This window comes from Streptomyces sp. NPDC060209 (genome assembly GCF_042728155.1).
In the GTDB taxonomy this organism is placed as follows: domain Bacteria; phylum Actinomycetota; class Actinomycetes; order Streptomycetales; family Streptomycetaceae; genus Streptomyces.
Genome location: NZ_JBHWZS010000180.1, coordinates 1 through 17323, shown reverse-complemented (window position 1 = coordinate 17323; position 17323 = coordinate 1). Strand labels below are relative to the sequence as shown.

Annotated in this window: 14 protein-coding genes; 5 read left to right on the top strand and 9 right to left on the bottom strand. The window is 71.7% G+C overall.

Annotation, left to right across the window (positions count from 1 at the left end):
* Positions 1-106: 106 nt before the first annotated feature.
* Both ACFWFI_RS28200 and ACFWFI_RS28195 read left to right on the top strand, forming a co-directional pair.
* Complete coding sequence (locus ACFWFI_RS28200) at positions 107-892, top strand: SAM-dependent methyltransferase (RefSeq protein WP_387395323.1); 786 nt, start codon at positions 107-109, stop codon at positions 890-892.
* Positions 893-917: 25 nt separating this feature from the next.
* Positions 918-1568 carry a class I SAM-dependent methyltransferase gene (locus ACFWFI_RS28195; protein ID WP_387395321.1) on the top strand — a complete coding sequence of 217 codons (651 nt, stop codon included), beginning with the start codon at positions 918-920 and terminating at the stop codon, positions 1566-1568.
* A gap of 14 nt (positions 1569-1582) precedes the next feature.
* Here ACFWFI_RS28195 and ACFWFI_RS28190 read toward each other — a convergent pair whose 3' ends face one another.
* The 6 genes from ACFWFI_RS28190 to ACFWFI_RS28165 all read right to left on the bottom strand — a co-directional run bounded on the left by ACFWFI_RS28190 (position 1583) and on the right by ACFWFI_RS28165 (position 10000).
* Complete coding sequence (locus ACFWFI_RS28190; RefSeq protein ID WP_387395319.1) at positions 1583-4285, bottom strand: SpoIIE family protein phosphatase; 2703 nt, start codon at positions 4283-4285, stop codon at positions 1583-1585.
* A gap of 80 nt (positions 4286-4365) precedes the next feature.
* On the bottom strand, positions 4366-6480 hold the full coding sequence (locus ACFWFI_RS28185) for an MMPL family transporter (RefSeq protein ID WP_387395316.1): 2115 nt from the start codon (positions 6478-6480) through the stop codon (positions 4366-4368).
* 117 nt (positions 6481-6597) lie between these two features.
* On the bottom strand, positions 6598-7344 hold the full coding sequence (locus tag ACFWFI_RS28180; RefSeq protein ID WP_387395314.1) for a YqjF family protein: 747 nt from the start codon (positions 7342-7344) through the stop codon (positions 6598-6600).
* Between the two features lie 46 nt (positions 7345-7390).
* Positions 7391-8404 carry an NAD(P)/FAD-dependent oxidoreductase gene (locus tag ACFWFI_RS28175; protein ID WP_387395312.1) on the bottom strand — a complete coding sequence of 338 codons (1014 nt, stop codon included), beginning with the start codon at positions 8402-8404 and terminating at the stop codon, positions 7391-7393.
* A complete protein-coding gene (locus ACFWFI_RS28170) occupies positions 8401-8928 on the bottom strand; it encodes an isoprenylcysteine carboxyl methyltransferase family protein (protein ID WP_387395310.1) in 528 nt (175 codons plus the stop codon). Before ACFWFI_RS28170 ends, ACFWFI_RS28175 begins: the two co-directional genes overlap by 4 nt.
* Before the next feature lie 13 nt (positions 8929-8941).
* A complete protein-coding gene (locus tag ACFWFI_RS28165; protein ID WP_387395326.1) occupies positions 8942-10000 on the bottom strand; it encodes a type III polyketide synthase in 1059 nt (352 codons plus the stop codon).
* A 119-nt stretch (positions 10001-10119) separates the two neighbouring features.
* Here ACFWFI_RS28165 and ACFWFI_RS28160 point away from each other — a divergent pair, with 119 nt between their 5' ends.
* Complete coding sequence (locus ACFWFI_RS28160; RefSeq protein WP_387395308.1) at positions 10120-11007, top strand: UbiA family prenyltransferase; 888 nt, start codon at positions 10120-10122, stop codon at positions 11005-11007.
* 49 nt (positions 11008-11056) lie between these two features.
* On the opposite strand, the gene ACFWFI_RS28155 is transcribed toward ACFWFI_RS28160, so the two are convergent.
* The 3 genes from ACFWFI_RS28155 to ACFWFI_RS28145 are packed head-to-tail and all read right to left on the bottom strand — an operon-like array spanning position 11057 to position 14252.
* Positions 11057-11956 (bottom strand): carbohydrate ABC transporter permease, encoded by a 900-nt coding sequence (locus ACFWFI_RS28155; protein WP_387395306.1) that lies wholly within the window; start codon positions 11954-11956, stop codon positions 11057-11059.
* Complete coding sequence (locus ACFWFI_RS28150) at positions 11953-12915, bottom strand: carbohydrate ABC transporter permease (protein ID WP_387395304.1); 963 nt, start codon at positions 12913-12915, stop codon at positions 11953-11955. The genes ACFWFI_RS28155 and ACFWFI_RS28150 overlap by 4 nt, the downstream gene beginning before the upstream one ends.
* Complete coding sequence (locus tag ACFWFI_RS28145; RefSeq protein ID WP_387395303.1) at positions 12912-14252, bottom strand: extracellular solute-binding protein; 1341 nt, start codon at positions 14250-14252, stop codon at positions 12912-12914. Before ACFWFI_RS28145 ends, ACFWFI_RS28150 begins: the two co-directional genes overlap by 4 nt.
* Before the next feature lie 463 nt (positions 14253-14715).
* On the opposite strand from ACFWFI_RS28145, the gene ACFWFI_RS28140 reads away from it, so the two are divergent.
* Entirely contained in the window at positions 14716-15630 is a 915-nt protein-coding gene (locus tag ACFWFI_RS28140; protein ID WP_387395301.1) for an AurF N-oxygenase family protein, read from the top strand.
* Between the two features lie 9 nt (positions 15631-15639).
* Positions 15640-17298 carry an FAD-dependent oxidoreductase gene (locus ACFWFI_RS28135; RefSeq protein WP_387395299.1) on the top strand — a complete coding sequence of 553 codons (1659 nt, stop codon included), beginning with the start codon at positions 15640-15642 and terminating at the stop codon, positions 17296-17298.
* The last annotated feature ends 25 nt before the right edge of the window (positions 17299-17323 follow it).

Sequence of the window (17323 nt, the reverse complement as noted above, 5' to 3'; positions counted from 1 at the left end):
GGCCGCCGCCGTGACCCCGGGGAGCCGGCAACTACCGTTCGCAGAAGGGCTCATGTGGCAGACTTCGCAGGTGGAGCGGTCCACCTCATCTGCAACGGAGCACGTCATGACGACTGGGACACCTCAGCCCCCGATCGACACCAGCAGGCCCCACTCGGCACGCGTCTACGACTCGCTGCTCGGCGGCAAGGACAACTACCCGGTGGACCAGGCCGTGGCCGAGCATCTGCCGGCCGAGGCGAAGGCCGGGGCGTTCCAGAACCGTGCCTTCATGAACCGCGCGACGGCCTGGCTGGCCGGCGAGGGCGTCAGCCAGTTCCTCGACATAGGCACGGGGATCCCGACCGCGCCGAACCTGCATCAGATCGCCCAGGGAATCAATCCGCACGCACGGGTCGTCTACTGCGACAACGACCCGATCGTCCTGCGGCACGCGGAGGCCCTCCTGATCAGCCGGCCGGAGGGGGCCACCGACTATGTGCACGCGGACGTGCTCGAGCCCGCCACCATCATCGAGGCGGCCCGCAAGGTCCTGGACTTCGACCGCCCCATCGCCCTCTCTCTCCTGGGGCTCCTCCACTTCCTCCCCGACGACGTGGACCCGCGGGCCATCGTGCGCACGCTGGCGGCCACCCTGGCGCCGGGGAGCTATGTGGTGCTGTCCCAGGGCGCGTCGGACGTGAACCCCGAGCGCGGAGAACAGGGTGCGGCCGAGTACGGCAAGGGCGGCATCCGGCTCGCGCTGCGCACCCGCGCCGAGTTCGCCCGTTTCTTCGAGGGCCTGGACATCGTCGAGCCGGGTCTGGTGACCGCTCCCGAGTGGTTCCGTGGCACACCTGCGCCTGAGCAGGAGCTGAGCGGCGTCTACGTCGCGGTCGCCCGTATCCCGTAGTACAGGTCAGGAAGGGGACGTCCTCATGGCCCAGGGCCACCAGCACGAGGCAGCGGAGGCATTCGACGCCATCGGTGCCGATTACGAGCGGGCCTTCGCCGGCTCTCCAGCGCACCGCGACTCCCTGGACCGGCTGCTGGGGCAGCTGACCCCGCACAGCAGGATCCTGGACGTCGGCAGCGGAACGGGCCGGCCGACCGCCCACACCCTGGCGGCCGCCGGGCACGAGGTGCTGGGTGTCGATGTCTCGCCCGTCATGGTGGAACTGGCGTCCCGCCGCGTTCCCGAGGCTTCCTTCCGCTGCGCCGACATCCGTGAGGCCCCGCTGGAGGAGGAGAGCTTCGACGCGGTCTGCGTCTACTTCTCACTGCTGCAGATGTCACGTGACGAGCAGCGCTCCCTCGTACACCGCCTGGCGGGGACGCTGAGGCCGGGCGGGCATCTGGTCCTGGCGACCGTGCCGCTGGACGTGGAGGGCGTGAGCGCCGTCTTCATGGGCCAGGAGGTGCGGGTGACCAGCTTCGGCCCGGAGGCGTTCAGGACGCTCGCCACCGGTGCCGGGCTCGCTGTCGTGGACGAGGACGCCACGGTATTCACCCCGTCCCACCCGGGAGCCGTACCCGAACCCCACCTCTTTCTGCACTGCCGCCGGGAGCCGGCGCGGCCGGGAGCCTGACGCGGCGGCCCTCCTTACGGCTGCCCGCTCGCCCCGGGTTGCAGGACCTGTTCCGTCCAGATGACCTTGCCGCCGTCGTCCGTGTAGCGGGTGCCCCAGCGTTCGGCCAGTTGGGCGACGAGGAACAGTCCCCTGCCCCCCTCGTCCATGCTGGCCGCCTGGCGCAGATGGGGCGAGGTGCTGCTGCGGTCGGACACCTCGCAGATCAGTGTCCTGTCGCGGATCAGCCGTACGCGGATGGGTCCGGTGGCGTAGCGGATGGAGTTGGTGACCAGTTCGCTGAGGATCAGCTCGGTCGTGAACGCCTCCTCGACCAGATCCCATTCGGTCAGCTTGCGGGACACGTCGGAGCGGACCCGGGCGACCGCCGAAGGGTCGGAGGGCACGTCCCACTCGGCCACGTTCTCGGCGGCGAGACGGCGGGTGCGGCCGACGAGCAGCGCGACGTCGTCACGGGCCCTGGCGGGCACCAGGACGCGTAGGACGGCCTCGCAGGTCTCCTCCGGTGTCCGGTCGGGGTGTCCGGACAGGGTGTCCCGCAGCAGGTCCAGCCCTTCGTCGATGTCGCGGTGCCGGTCCTCGACGAGCCCGTCCGTGTAGAGCACCAGCCGGCTGTTCTGCGGAAGCTGTACGTCGAGGGTCTCGAAGGGCATGCCGCCGAGCCCCAGGGGCGGGCCGCCGGGCACATCCGCGAAGACGGCGTCACCGTCGGGGCTGACGATCACCGGCTGGAGGTGGCCCGCCCGCGCCATGGTGCAGCGGCCGGACGCCGGGTCGTAGATCGCGTAGAGGCAGGTGGCCCCGGTGACGCCGCCTCCCTCGGAGCCCTCGACCCACTCGTCCAGGTCGATGCGGGCCACGAGCTCGTCAAGGTGCCACAGCAGCTCGTCGGGGGGCAGGTCCAGGGTGGAGAAGTTGTGGACCGCCGTACGGAGGCGCCCCATGGTGGCGGCGGCGTGGAGCCCGTGTCCGACCACGTCACCGACCACGAGGGCGACCCGGGCGCCGGGCAGGGGGATGATGTCGAACCAGTCGCCGCCGACCCCGCCCAGCCCGCCGAGCCCGGCCTGAGCGGGGAGGTACCGGTAGGCGGCGTCGATGGCGCTCTGGTCGGGGAGCCCCTGCGGCAGCAGGCTGCGCTGCAGGGTGACCGCCACGTTGTGCTCGCGCGAGTAGCGGCGCGCGTTGTCTATGCTCACCGCGGCGCGCGCGACGAGCTCCTCCGCGACGGACAGGTCCTCGTCCTCGAACGGCTCGGGCCTCTGGGCCCGCCAGAACATGGCCACGCCGAGGATCACGCCCCTGGCCCGCATCGGGACGGCGATCAGCGAGTGGAATCCGCACTCCATGATGCGCTCGGCCCGATCCGGGTCCGGCTGCTGCCAGCCGGAGAGCTGTGTCAGATCCGCGTCCAGGACGGCTTCGCCCCTGAGCAGGCCGGCACCGATGATCGTGGTCGGCAGGAAACGGACCACCGACCCGAGCGGGTGGAGCCCCGTGTCGTCGCGGGGACCGCTGAAGGCCGAGCGGCGCAGGCCGTCGGTGGTGGCGCGGGCGGCCGTCGGTTCCTCGCCGCGCAGCACGCCCTCGGCCAGGTCCACGGTGGCGTAGTCGGCGAACCTGGCCGTGGCGAAGTCCGCCAGCTCCTCGCACGTCCGTACGACGTCCAGGGCGGTGCCGATCTCCGTTCCCGCGTCGTAGAGGAGCTTCAGCCTGCCGCGCGCCATGGCGGCCTTGCCTGTGAGGGCCTGCAGCTCCGTGGTGTCCCGCAGGGTCGTCACGCTGCCGGGCGGCCCGCCGTTCCTGTCGGTGGCCCGCTGGCTGACGGCCAGCAGGCGGTCGCCCACGGAGTGCACCTCGTCGGTCGCCATGCGTCCCGAGGTCAGCAGCCCGGTGATCACCGGGTCGAGCCCGAGCTCGGAGACGGGCGTGCCCTCGACCTCCGGAGGGAGCCCGAGGAGCCTCCGGGCCTCGTCGTTGGCGAGCAGGAGCCGCCTGTCGCCGCCGACGATGACCACGCCTTCCCGTACGGCGTGCAGAACGGCGTCGTGGTGCTCGTACATACGGGTCATCTCGGTCGGACCGAGACCGTGGGTCTGGCGTTGCAGGCGTCTGGTGACGAGCGCCGTGCCTCCCATGGTGAGCAGCAGTATCCCGGCGGCGGAGCCGAAGAGGAGGGGGAACTGGTCCTCGACGACGCCGCTGACGTTCTTGATGGTGATTCCGGCGGACACCAGGCCCACCACTTCGCCGTTCGCGCCGAACACCGGCACCACGGCCTGTACGAGCGGGCCGATGGTCCCGTCGACCTTCTCGGTCACGACACGGCCGTCGAGGGCGGGCGCCACCTCGCCGACGAACTTCTTGCCGATCCGGTCGGGCAGCGGATGGGTGTAGCGGACGGACTCGAGGTTCATGACGACGACGAAGTCGACGCCGGACCCCTTCCGTGCCGCTTCGGCCTTCGGCTGGAGCACGGCGCTGGGATCGGGGCTGTCCAGGGCGGCTTCCATGCCCGGGCCGTTCGCGAAGGCCTCGGCCACGGCGACCGAGCGGTTGCGCGCCTCGCGTTCGCTGTCCGCGCGGGACTGCAGCAGGAGCGCGGCCGCGGAGGCAGCGACGAGCAACACCACGATCGCCACCTGCAGGAGAAAGACCTGACCAGCGAGGCTTCTCATTCGGAGAAACGAACGCGGGCGGCCGTAGCGTCCGGCCATGTCCCCCTTTTTACACCCTGGTCATACGCCGGGCGAGCCGTGCGCCGCGGGCCCGGGAGCCGTGGGTGCGGGAGGGGCCTTCAGACGGTTTCGGGTTTCCTCCCGGCCCCGCCGTCCTCCCGGGCGAGCCGGTGCGGCCACCACACGCGCGGCCCGATGTCCAGGAAGAGGGAGGTGACGAGTACGGACCGTACGACCAACGTGTCCAGGAGGACGCCCAGGGCCACCGCGAAGCCGATCTCGGCGAAGGCCACCACCGGAAGGGTCCCGAGTACGGCGAAGGTGCCGGCCAGGACCAGGCCGGCCGAGGTGATGACCGCCCCGGTGGCGGCGAGCCCCGTGACCACGCCGACGCGGGTGCCCTGGTGCAGGGCCTCCTCCCGGATCCGAGTGGTCAGGAAGATGTTGTAGTCGATGCCGAGCGCGACCAGGAACACGAAGACGAAGAGCGGGAAGTCCGTCGTCTCACCGGCGTAGTCGAAGACATGGCGGAAGACGAGCGCGCTGACGCCCAGCGCGGCGGCGAAGGACAGCACCACGGTCGCGACCAGCAGCAGGGGCGCCAGCAGGGCACGCAGCACCAGCGCGAGGATGATCAGCACGACCAGCAGAACGAGGGGGATGATCAGCACGTTGTCGTGCCGGGTGGCGTCGTCCATGTCGAGTGCCGCCGCCGTGTCGCCGCCCACCCGTGCGTCGGCACCCGGGATCCGGTGCACGGCGTCGCGGACCCGTTCGACGGTCCGCTCCGCCTGGTCACTGTCCGCGGCATCGGTGAGGGTGGCCTCGAAGATGGCCCGGCCGTCCTGCACCGGGCGTGCTCCGGGTGGTACGACGAGGGATCCGGGTACGACGCCGCGGGTCCCCTCGACGGCGGTGCGCACCTGGGCGCTCCGGTCCGCCGCCGCGATGACGACGAGCGGGCTGCCGCTTCCGGCCGGGAAGTACCGGTTCTGGATCTCCTGTCCGGCGATGGAGTCCGGTTTGTCGGGGAAGGAGTCGGCGTTGCTGAGTCCGGCCGCACGCAGCTGGACGAGCCCCAGGGACAGTGCGGCGAGCACCAGGGCGGTGGCCACCCAGATCCTGCGCGGGTGCAGGGCCAGCCGCTGTCCGGTCCGCGCCCAGAATCCGTGCTCGGTGGGCTCGGAGGTGCCGAAGTGCGGGACGGCCGGCCAGAAGACCCAGCGGTCGAAGATCACCAGGAGGGCCGGGAGGAGGGTGAGCATGGCGATCAGGGCGATGGCCACTCCGATCGCGGCCACCGGACCGAGGCCGCGGGTCGAGTTCATCTCGGCGGCCAGCAGGACGAGCATGCTCAGCACAACGGTGCCGCTGCTGGCCAGCACGGCGGGCCCGGCGCGGTGCAGTGCCCGGGCCATGGCCTCGTGCCGGTCCTCGTGGCGTCGCAGCTCCTCGCGGTAGCGGGCGACGAGGAGCAGGGCGTAGTCCGTGCCGGCGCCGAAGACCAGCACGGTCAGGATGCCCGCGCTCTGGCCGTTGACCGTGAGGCCCGCGTGCGCCGCGAGCAGGTAGATGAGGGCCTGTGCGGTGAGGAGGGCCGCGACGACCGAGACCACGGGCAGCACGAGCAGTGTCGGGCTGCGGTAGGTGATCAGCAGCATGACGATCACCACGGCGAGCGCGGCGAGGAGCAGGGTCGAGTCGATGCCCGAGAAGGCGTCGGCGGAGTCGGCCGCGACCCCGCCGGGGCCTGAGATGTGGACGGTGAGCCCTCCCCCGCCGCGTCCCACGATGTCCCGTACGGAGTCGACGGCGGGGCCGATCCGCTCCCAGCCCTTCTCGTCCATGGTGATGGGCACGAAGATCTGGGCGGCCGCGGGAGCGGTCTTCCGGTCGTAGAGCGGGCCCCGGGTCTCCTCACCCCGTACGCCGTGGGCGCGCAGGGTCATGAGCTGCCGCTTGTCCTCGGCGATCCGGTCGCGGTCCGCCCCGGTCAGGCCGTCCTCGCGTGCGTACACGACGATGGCGGTGATGATCTCGGGCCGGAATTCCTTGGATTCCTCCCAGACCTGCGTGGATTCGGCGCTGCTCGGAAGCCAGGACGCGGCGTCGTTGTCCTGGGCACCCATGAGTTTGCCGGCGAGCGGTGCCGCCAGGACGAGGACGAGGACCCAGAACACCACGACGAGCCATTTGGTGCGGCGTCCGCACAACAGCCGGGCCACTTCGCGCATGCCACTCCCGCCCCTTCGTCCTGTCCCCCGGCGGCGAGAGTAGGGGGACGAGGGCGGGCCGGGTCCGCGACATGCCGTGGGCGCCCGGCCGAGGGACTCGGTCGGAGCATCGTCGCCCTACGGCCGGGCCGGGCGGCCGAAGCGCACCCTGACTCCGGGCGAGTACAGCACGCTCAGCGGTTCGCCGACGGGCGCGGGCAGTCCCGCCGCCACCACCAGGCTCTCGTCGCACTCGAGTAGCTGTGCGCGGTGCAGGGGCCAGCGGGGGTGTGCGTTCGGGAGGTACATCGGGCGCCCGTGGAAGGTGCTGTGCATGCCCCAGCGCGCGGTGAGGAAGTGTTCGAGCTCGCTGGGCGCATCGATGCGCCCGCCGGTGCGCAGCACGATCCGGCTGTGGGCGCCCCGGGGCCCGGGCAGACGCCGTCCGCTGGTGTAGGTGAGGGTGTCGCCCTCGCGCCGGATCCCCATCCGGGACCACACGTACGGCAGCCGGAAGGCGGCCCGGGCCACGGCCACGGGGATCAGCCTGGAGGCGTCCAGCGAGCGGAAGACCACCCCGCGCCTGCCGTGCGCGTCCCGCGAGTACAGCCGGACATTGGTCTCGGGGAAGGTACCCAGGTAGGGGATGCCGGGGAGCCGGAACCATCCGACACGGTGCATCCGGAAGGCGACGAGTCCGACGTAGGTGACTCCGTCCAGGGTGTCCGGCACGGTCCCGGCGGGCAGGAGCGGCGCCACGTCCCCGGGGTCGGCCGCCCAGTGCAGGAACGCCAGGTCCAGCCAGGACTGTGTCATGAGCGGGTTCATCGCCGGGTGCGGCGGGTCGGGGGTGACGGGCTGCGGCGTAAGGGGTGTGGGCGGCACCCGGACAGGATGGCAGAGCGGGCGGGAACTCCGGTACGGGAAGCGGCTACTGCAGGGCGTGCACCGCGGCGCCGAACAGCGGGGGCAGCCGGTGCGCGGCGGGCACGATCAGCCCGGCGGTCAGCGGATGCCCTGCCGCGCCCAGCAGGGCTCCGGTCAGCAGACGGTGACGCCGTGTCAGCCGTGCCCACCGGGCGGGGTAGGCCTCGGGCCGTCCCGCCACGAGGCAGTCGACCGCCGCCGACGCGGTCGCCGCCGCCAGGGCGATGCCCTCGCCGGTGAGTGCGTCGACGTATCCCGCCGCGTCACCGGCCAGCAGGACCCGTCCAGCTCTCGGGGCGCTCGCGTTCTGCCGCAGGGGGCCGGCGCCGCGAACCGGTCCGGCCTCCAGGCCCCGGAGCGTGCGGGCCAGCGCGGGAAAGGCGGAGAGGTGCTCCTCGTGGGAGCGCCGGTGAGTGCTCAGCACGGCGACACCCACCAGCTCCTCCCCCACCGGCGTCACGTACGCCTCGCCCTGGCGCGACCAGTGCACTTCCACGAAGTCCGTCCAGGGCGCGATCCGGTAGTGACGGCGCAGCCCGTACCGGCGCGGTGCGGAGCAGGGGCGCTCGAGGCCGAGCGCGCGGCGCAACGGTGAGTGCAGGCCGTCGGCGGCGATCAGCCAGCGAGCCGTCAGCCCCGCCGCGGTGACGCTGTCCTGCCCTTGCCGCACCTCCTCCGCCCGACCCGTGACGACGCGCACCCCGAGCTCCCGGGCCCGCCGGTGCAGGGCGGTGTGCAGCTCGGTGCGCCGGACACCGAGCCCGAGGTGGCCCCGGAAGGCCGCCTGCGCCTGGCGGGTGCCCTCGATGTAACGGATCCCCCGGAGTTCTCTGCCTGCCGGGGTCACCCCCAGCGCGCTCAGGGCCGCCACTCCGCTGGGCATGATCCCCTCGCCGCAGGCCTTGTCCACGGGCGTGGACCGGGGTTCGACCACGACGGCCTCCAGACCGGCCGCGGCGGCACGGATGGCCGCGGCGAGGCCCGCCGGTCCACCGCCCGCCACCAGGATGTCGATCACGCGGGTGCGTCCGCTTCCGCGAGGCGGGCCAGCGCGCCGTCCTCGCACCGAATCCGTACGGCCATGAGCGCCGCGTTGAGCACGGTGAACAGGACGGCGGTCACCCAGGCGCCGTGGACCAGCGGCAGAGCCGCCCCTTCGGCGGCGACCGCCACGTAGTTGGGATGGCGCAGCCACCGGTAAGGGCCGCCGGTCACCAGGGGCAGGCCCGGGACGACGATGACGCGGGTGTTCCAGCGGCGCCCCAGTGTGCGGACGCACCACCAGCGCAGTCCTTGCGCGGCGGCCACCACCGCCACCATGGCCCAGCCGAACCAGGCCGGGAACGGGCGGTCGGCCAGCCAGGCCTCGGCGAGACAAGCGGCCAGCAGCGTGGTGTGCAGGGCCACCATCACCGGGTAGTGCCCGCGGCCGGCTTCGGTGCCGCCGCGGGCGAGGCTCCAGCGGGCGTTGCGCAGCGCCACCGCGAGCTCGGCGACGCGTTCGGCGGCGACGGCCAGCACGAGGGCCGTGTACCAGATCATGCGTTCCTCCGGACTACCAGCGCAGCAGCACCAGTTCGCAGCAGAAGCCGGGACCCATGGCCATCAGCAGGCCGGGCGTCCCCGGCTCGGGCCTCCGCTGCTCCATGGTGTCCCGCAGGACGTGCAGGACCGAGGACGAAGAGAGGTTGCCGGTCTCGGCCAGCGAACGCCAGGTGACGTCGAGGGCCCCCTCGGGGAGGGACAGGACGTCGGCGACGGCCTCCAGGACCTTGGGTCCTCCGGGGTGGCTCACCCAGCGGGCGACGTCCTTGGGTTTCAGCCCGTGCTGTTCCAGGAAGCCCGTGACGTCCTCGCCGAGATACCGGCGTACGACGTCGGGGACGGCCGGGTCGAGCACCACGCTGAAGCCGGAGCTCCGGATGTCCCAGCCCATGACGTGTCCGGTGTCCGGGTACAGGCGGCTGCGGGTGTCCACCACCTCGGGACCGTCCACCGGCGCCCCGCGGCCGCCGCCGACGAGAACCGCGGCCGCGGCGCCGTCTCCGAACAGGGCGGTGGCGACCAGGTTTGCGGGGCTAGCGTCGTCGCGCTGGAAGGTCAGGGAGCAGAGTTCGACCGAGACCAGCACGGCCACCTGTCCGGGCCGGCCGAGCAGGTAGTCGTGCAGCCGCGCCACCCCGGCTGCCCCGGCGACGCAGCCCAGCCCGAAGACGGGGAGCCGCTTCACATCGGGGCGCAGGCCGAGTCGCCCGACGAGCCGTGCGTCGATGGAGGGCGCCGCGATCCCCGTGACCGAGGTGAACATCAGCAGGTCCACGTCGGCGGGCCGCAGCCCGGCCTTGCGCAGGGCGCCGCGAACGGCTTCGGCGCCGAGGTCGACGGCCTCGGCGATGAACACGTCGTTCGCCGCACCGAAGCCGTCCAGTTCGCCGTAGCGCTCCAGAGGCAGCACCGTGTTCCGGGTGCGCACGCCCGCGTTCGCGTGGATCCGGTCCAGCACCCGCCGGTCGGCCCCTGCGGGCAGACAGGTGCGCGCCACCATGTCGGTGACGGCGCGCTGGGTGTGGCGGTGCGGCGGCAGGACTCCGTGCACAGCCGCGATCCGGGTCACCCTGGCCACCGCTTCGGAGAAGTCATGCCCCACATCCTGCCCACAGAGCGGGGCAAATCGGAGCACATGTGACGCGCGGCTGCCGTGTTCGTGCACCCCGGGGTCCATACGATCGCCTCGTGGACATCACGGACCGGCCGCCGGTACCCGCTCACGCACGAGGTCTGCGGCACTCGCCGGCGGGGCTGCTGCTGTCCTGCCATCCGGGCCCGGTCGCGGCGGTGACGGTGCTGGTCACTGCACTCGCCGTCAGCTCGGGGCCGGGGAGCGGCCGTTGGGCTCTGGTCGCCGCCGCCGTGCTGACCGGGCAGCTCTCGGTGGGCTGGTGCAACGACGCGTTCGACGCCGTCCGCGACGCCGAGGCCGCACGCCCGGGGAAGCCGGTGGCCCGGGGCGCGGTGGGTCCGGCCGCGGTGTGGGGCGCGGCGTTCACCGCGCTGTCCCTGTGCGCGGTGCTGTCGCTCGCGTGCGGCGCCGCGGCGGGTGCCGCGCATCTGGCCGGGGTCGCCGCGGCGTGGGCGTACAACCTGAAGCTCAAGGAGACGGTGCTGTCCTGGCTGCCGTACGCGATCGGCTTCGGCAGCCTTCCCTTTCTGGTCGCCCTGAGCCTGCCCGGAAGCCCGTGGCCCGCGTGGTGGGCGGTGGCGGCGGGGGCGCTGCTCGGTGTCGCCGCCCATCTGGGCGACGTGCTGCCGGACATCGAGGCGGATCTGCGGGCGGGCATCCGCGGCCTGCCCCAGCGGCTGGGCCCGGCCCGCACCCGGCTCCTGCTGCCCCTCCCGTTGGTGGCGGCCACCGCGGTGCTGGTCCTGGGGCCGGTGGGGGCACCGGGCGGACGGGGTGTCGCCGTCCTCTCCGGGGTCGCGCTCTGCGCCGTGGTGGCGACGACGGCGTGCGCCGGCCCACGGCCGGTGAGGACCTGGCGCAAGGCGGCGCTCGCGGGGACCGTGGTGGTGGCCTCTGCCGATGTGGCGCTGTTGCTGGCACGGGGCGCGGAGATCACCTGACGGCCCGTACGGACGACGTGCCGTCCGTACGGGCCGTGTGCCGTGACTGCTACTGGCCGGCGAGACCGGTGTGCGCGATACCTCGCACGATCTGCCGCTGGAAGAACGCGAAGACGATCAGGAGGGGCGTGCCGGCGATCACGAGCGAGGCCATGATCTGGGCGTACCGCACGCCGAAGGTCGACTGGACGTTCACGAGGCCGACGGGCAGGGTCATGCCGCCCGGGTCGGTGGTCACGAGGAACGGCCACAGGAAGTTGTTCCAGGTGGAGATGAAGGTGAAGATCGCCACGGCGGCCAGCACGGGCCGGGACAGCGGTATGACGATCGTCCAGAACACCCGCCAGCGGCCGGCGCCGTCGACGAAGGCCGCCTCCTCCAGTTCCCGAGGTACGCCTTCGAAGAACTTCACCAGGATGAACACCATCGCGGGCACGGCGACCTGGGGCAGGATCACGCCCCAGTAGGTGTCGACGAGACCGAGCTGGACCATCTCCCGGAACAGAGGCGCGATGAGAACCTGCGGGGGCACCATGATTCCGGCGAGCACCAGCCCGTAGAGCAGCCGCCGGCCGCGGAAGTCGGTGCGGGTGAATCCGTACGCGGCCATCGCACATGTCACGACGGTCAGCAGGGTGGTCATGACGGAGATGTACGCCGAGTTCATGAGCCAGACCATCAGGTCGCCGGATTCCCAGACCTTGCTGTACGCGTCGAAGGTGACGCGCGAGCCGATCCAGGAGAGCGGTGTCCTCGTCGTGTCGCCCTCCGGCTTCAGTGAGGTGGCGACGGCCCAGGCGAGCGGCAGGAGCCAGGCCGCCGTGAGGAGCAGGGCGATGACGAGCAGGACGATCCTGCCGCGGGTCCAGCGCGGGCGGCGGCCCCCCGCGTCGGCGGACCGCTCGGAGCGTGGGGCGGGGCTGGTGGTGACGGTGGTGGAACCGCTCACTTCGCGGCCTCCTCAGCTCGGCGCCGGGACAGCAGCGGCTGCACCAGGGAGACGGTCAGGATCAGGGCGAAGAAGATGTACGACACGGCCGAGGCGTAACCGATGCGGTAGCCGGTGAAGCCCTGCTGGTAGACGTACTGGAGGATCGGCCGGGTCGACTCGTCGGGACCGCCGCCGGTCATGATGTAGACCTGGTCGAAGATCTTCAGTGAGGCCAGCACCTGGAGGACAACGACCAGTCCCGTGGTGCGCCGGAGCATCGGCAGGGTGATGTGCAGGAGCCGCTTGCCGGCGCCCGCACCGTCCAGTTCGGCGGCCTCGTACAGATGCGGCGGGATGGCCTGGAGGGCGGCGAGGTAGAGCAGGAAGTTGAAGCCGACGGTCCACCAGACAGTGGTCGCCACGATGCTGAGCATGGCGTACCGCTCGTCGGTCAGCCAGCCGATCTCCGGCGTCAGCCCGACGGCGGCGAGCAGCTGGTCGGCGAGGCCGAAGTCGGACGGCAGGATCATGTTCAGGAAGAGCAGGCAGACGACGCCGGACGGCAGCAGGAACGGCGCGAACCAGCTGAGCCGCCACAGCCACTGCACCACCCGAAGCTGGTGGGCGAGCAGCGCCAGCACGAGGCCGACGACGACGAGCGGGACGGTGGACAGGACCGTGAACCAGACGGTGTTCCACAGCGAGGACCACACCTCGGGGTCGCGCACCGCCTCGGCGTAGTTGTCGAGGCCGACGAACTCCCCTCCGGAGCCGGTGATGTTCTCGCTGGTGAGGCTCATGCCCAGGCCGGATATGAGCGGCCAGATCAGGAACGCGGCGTACACGAGGAGGAAGGGCGCGATGAACACCAGGCCGTGTTCGGTCCACTTCCGGTGCACGGTGCGGGCCGGCCGCCCGGCCGTGCCCTCGGCGGGCTTCGTCACGGGTGCCGGCGCCGCCGCGGTGGTGGAGGTCATGACGCGGCTCCCGGGAGGGGGTTGCGGGTGTCCAGGAGTGTCCGCAGCCGGGCCTTCGCCTCGGTCAGGGCGTTGCGCGGGCTCCGGGAGCCGGTGAGGACCCCGGAGAACACGGCGCCGAGCTCGATCCACAGCCGGGAGGCGGAGCCGGCGAACCACGCGGGTTCGTCGAGCGCCACGTCGTCGATCACCGTGCGGTATTCGGACTGCGGCTTCAGGGCGAGGTAGGCCGGGTCGTCGAGCACCGGCAGGTAGGCGGGCACGTGCCCGCCCTCGGCCCAGGCCACGGAGTGCTTCAGCATCCAGGCGACCAGGGTGTGGGCGGCCTCGTTCGGGGCGCCGCCGCGGTCGTCCTGGTGCGGCAGGACGAAGGCGTGGCAGTCGGCCTGCGTGGCCGCGGTCCCGAAGAGCGCGGGGATGCGGGTCATGGAGAACGGGAGCCCGGTGGCCTTGAACGTGGAGATCTCCCACTCACCGTTGAGGTGGAACGCCGTCTTCCCGCCGTTGAAGACGCCGACGGACCCCGGGTAGTCGACACGGCGCACCATCAGCCCTTCCTCGATGAGCCGGGCCAGGTACTCGAGCACCCGCAGCGCCTTGGCGTCGTCGAGCGCGAGCCGCTTCCCGTCCGCGGAGAGCACCGTGCCGCCTGTCTGCGCGTAGAAGCTGGAGAAGAGGCGCCAGGGGGTGATGCAGTCGGGCCCGAGCGTCTCGGTCACCAGACCCGGCTGCCCGGTCGCCTTCTTCGCGGCACGCAGCGCGTCGGCGAACTCGTCCGCTCCGCTGATCGGCTTGAGCCGGCCGCCCGACATGAGCCCGGCCTTCTCACAGATCTCGGTCTGGTAGTAGAGGACGAAGGGGTGGGTGTCGAGCGGGACGGCGTACTGCTTGCCGCCCACCTGTCCCCGGCGCCAGATGTCCGGAGGGAAGTCCTTCTCCCGCACGCCGTGTTCGGCCAGCAGGTCGAGGTCGAACGGGTCGAGGAGCCTGCCGGGGGCGAAGCCCGCGAGCCGGGCGAGGTGGAGGGCGGCGAGCTCGGGGGCCCTGCCACCGGCGCCGGCCATGCCGAGCTTGGTGTAGTACGGGGCGCCCCACTGCAGGGTCGAGGCTTCCAGGGCGATGTCCGGGTGCCCGGCCCGGAAGTCGTCCAGCATTCCCTGCATGTTGACGCCGTCGCCGCCGCCGAACAGATGCCAGTACCGCAACAGGGTCTGTCCCGGGCCTGCGGCGGTTGCGGGCGCGGCGCAGCCGGACAGGGAGCCCAGGGATCCGGCGGCGGCAAGGGCACCGGCACCGCCCGCGAGGGCCCGGCGCCGGCTGAGGAGGGGTGGTTGCATGGCGGCTCGTCTCGACTCGTCTCTGAGGTACGGGGACGCGTGAAGAGAAGGCAGAACGTTCGATATTTCGACGCCTGCCCGTCACTTCGGACGGGACCGTAGGCCCGGGGAAACGCGGCGTCAATGACTCGCGCTGAAATTGCGAACAATGTTCGACATCACGAACGAATGACCCCTTCGGCACCCCCGGACCGACGGTGGGAACGCACGCGCACGGGCATACGCGAGGAGATATCGCGGGGATGAGCGCACATTTCTTACTGGGGGGTAGGCCCGCCCGGCATCCTTGCTATACCTTCCGTCTAACAAGCGGGACGGATGGCTGCCCGGCCGGGGCCGGCGCCGGTCCTTTGCTGCACGCTGCCGCCATCTCCGTTCGGCAGCACGGCATATGACGATCCGTCACTAACAACGCGCATGTGACAGCACCAGGGACATCGCTGACGAACCGAGGAGCCGCACCATGGCAAGCAGCACCGTTCGACCGGATGCAGAGGACCGGTCGCCCGAGGACCACCTCACCCGTCGCCTGCTCGAATCGGCCGCCACGCTGGCCTACGACCCGGCCACCGAGGTCGACTGGGACACGCCGCTGGACAAGGAGTTCCACGGCGCGAGCCCCGAGTGGAGCACCCTGTACGGCACCGCGTACTGGGGCGAGCTGACCGAGGCGCAGCGCAAGGAACTGACGCGCCAGGAAGCCGCTTCGGTGGCCAGCACCGGCATCTGGTTCGAGATGATCCTGCAGCAGATGGTCCTGCGCGACGTCTACGCGAAGGACCCCACGAGCGCGGACGTCCAGTGGGCACTGACCGAGATAGCCGAGGAGTGCCGGCACTCCATCATGTTCGCCCGCGGCGCTCAGAAGCTGGGCGCCCCGCCCTACCGGCCGCACCGGCTGGCGGTGGAGCTGGGCCGGGCCTTCAAGACACTCGCGTTCGGCGAGGCGGCGTACGCGGCGATCCTCGTCGCAGAGGAGGTCCTCGACGTCATGCAGCGCGACTGGATGCGGGACGAGCGGGTCGTGCCCTTCGTCCGCACCATCAACAACATCCATGTCGTCGAGGAGTCCCGGCACATGAAGTTCGCCCGCGCCGAGACCCGCAAGCACCTCAGCGGCGCGGGCCCCGTGCGACGCCGGATCAACGCGCTCGTCATCGCGATCGCGTCGTACGTCATCGTCACCAGCATGGTGAACAAGGACGTCTACGCCAACGCCGGACTCGACGGGAAGCGTGCCCTCGGCGAGGCGAAGGCCAACGAGCACCACAAGTCGATGATGCGCTCCAGCTGTTCGGGCCTCATGGACTTCCTGGCCTCGGCCCGCCTGCTCACCAAGCCCGCCCTGATGTTCTACAAGCGTGCCCATCTGATCTGAGCGGACGACATGACCTACGCCATCACCCAGACGTGCTGCAGCGACGCCACCTGTGTCTCGGTGTGCCCCGTCAACTGCATCCATCCGACGCCGGAGGAACCCGACTTCGGCCGGACGGAGATGCTGTACATCGATCCGAAGTCCTGTATCGACTGCGGTGCGTGCGCCGACGCCTGCCCGGTGGAAGCGGTTTTCCCGGTGGACAGCCTCCCCGCCGCACAGCGGGAGTACGGCCCGCTCAACGCGGCGTACTTCGCGGACCGGGAGACCGAACAGGACCCCGAGGGGCCCAACTTCCACGTGTGGGGAGAACCGTCCTTCAAGCGCAGCCTGCCGTCGGACTTCGCGCCGATCCGCGTCGCGGTGGTGGGCACCGGACCGGCGGGGATGTACGCCGCCGAGGACCTGCTGCTGCACACGAGCGCCGAGGTGACGCTGATCGACCGGCTGCCCGTCGCGGGCGGGCTCATCCGCTACGGCGTGGCGCCCGACCACCTGTCGACGAAGAAGGCCGGCGAGACCTTCGCCAGGTTCCACACACATCCGAGGGTGCGCATGCACCTCGGCCTGGAGGTGGGCAAGGACATCACCCCGGAGGAGCTCGCCGCGCACCACGACGCGGTGATCTACGCCGTCGGCGCGCCGGCCGGCCGACGGCTCGGAATTCCCGGCGAGGACCTGCCCGGCAGTATCTGCGCGACGACGTTCGTCTCCTGGTACAACGCCCATCCCGACGTCGCTCCGGACGCCGTGGACCTGTCCGCGGAGCGGGTCGTCGTGGTCGGCAACGGAAACGTCGCCCTCGACGCGGCGCGGATCCTGGTCTCGGACCCCGACGCACTGGCAGCCGGCGACATCGCCGGCCATGCGCTGGAGGCCCTGCGCGCCGGCTCGGTGCGCGAGGTGGTGCTGCTGGGGCGGCGGGGGCCCGAGGACGCGGCGTACACCAGGTCCGAGCTGCTCGCGCTGAGACATCTGGCCGGCGTGGAACTGGTCGTCGACGACCACGACCCACGGACCGGTGCGGCGATCGACGCCGCGGGGCCGGGCGACAGGGCCGCACTGCTGCAGGGCATCGCCCGCGAGACGGTGGACTGGTCGCACCCGCCGTCGGCGGGACGTCGCATCGTGTTCCGCTTCCACTCCGCGCCCGTGGAGGTGCTCGGTGACGGCGCAGTCGCTGCCGTCCGGGTCACGGACGGCGCCGGGAGCACGAACGGTCGGGAGATCCCCGCCGGCCTGCTGCTGCGGGCCGTCGGTCAGCGCGGACTGCCGGTCACCGGGCTGCCGTTCGACGAGGCGGCGGGCACCGTGCCGCACGAGGCCGGCCGGGTGACGGGTCTGCCGGGAACGTACGTCGTCGGATGGATCAAGCGTGGTCCCTCGGGCGGCATCGGAGCCAACCGGACCTGCGCCGCGGAGACCGTGGGCACTCTGCTGGACGATGCCGTCGGCGGTGCGCTGCCCGCCCCGGAGCACGGGGCGAAGGCGTTCCAGCGGCTCGCGCGGCGCCGTAACCGGCGGATCGTGGACGCCCGCGGCCTGGCGGAGATCGAGCGCGCCGAGCTGGCCCTGGGGCGCCGCGACGGCCGTCCCAGGGTGAAACTGGCTACGGTTCCCGAGCTGGTGGCCGCGGCCAGGAGCGGCCGTCGGCGGATTCCCGGCTGAACGATCCCGCCCGGCCCGCTGAAGG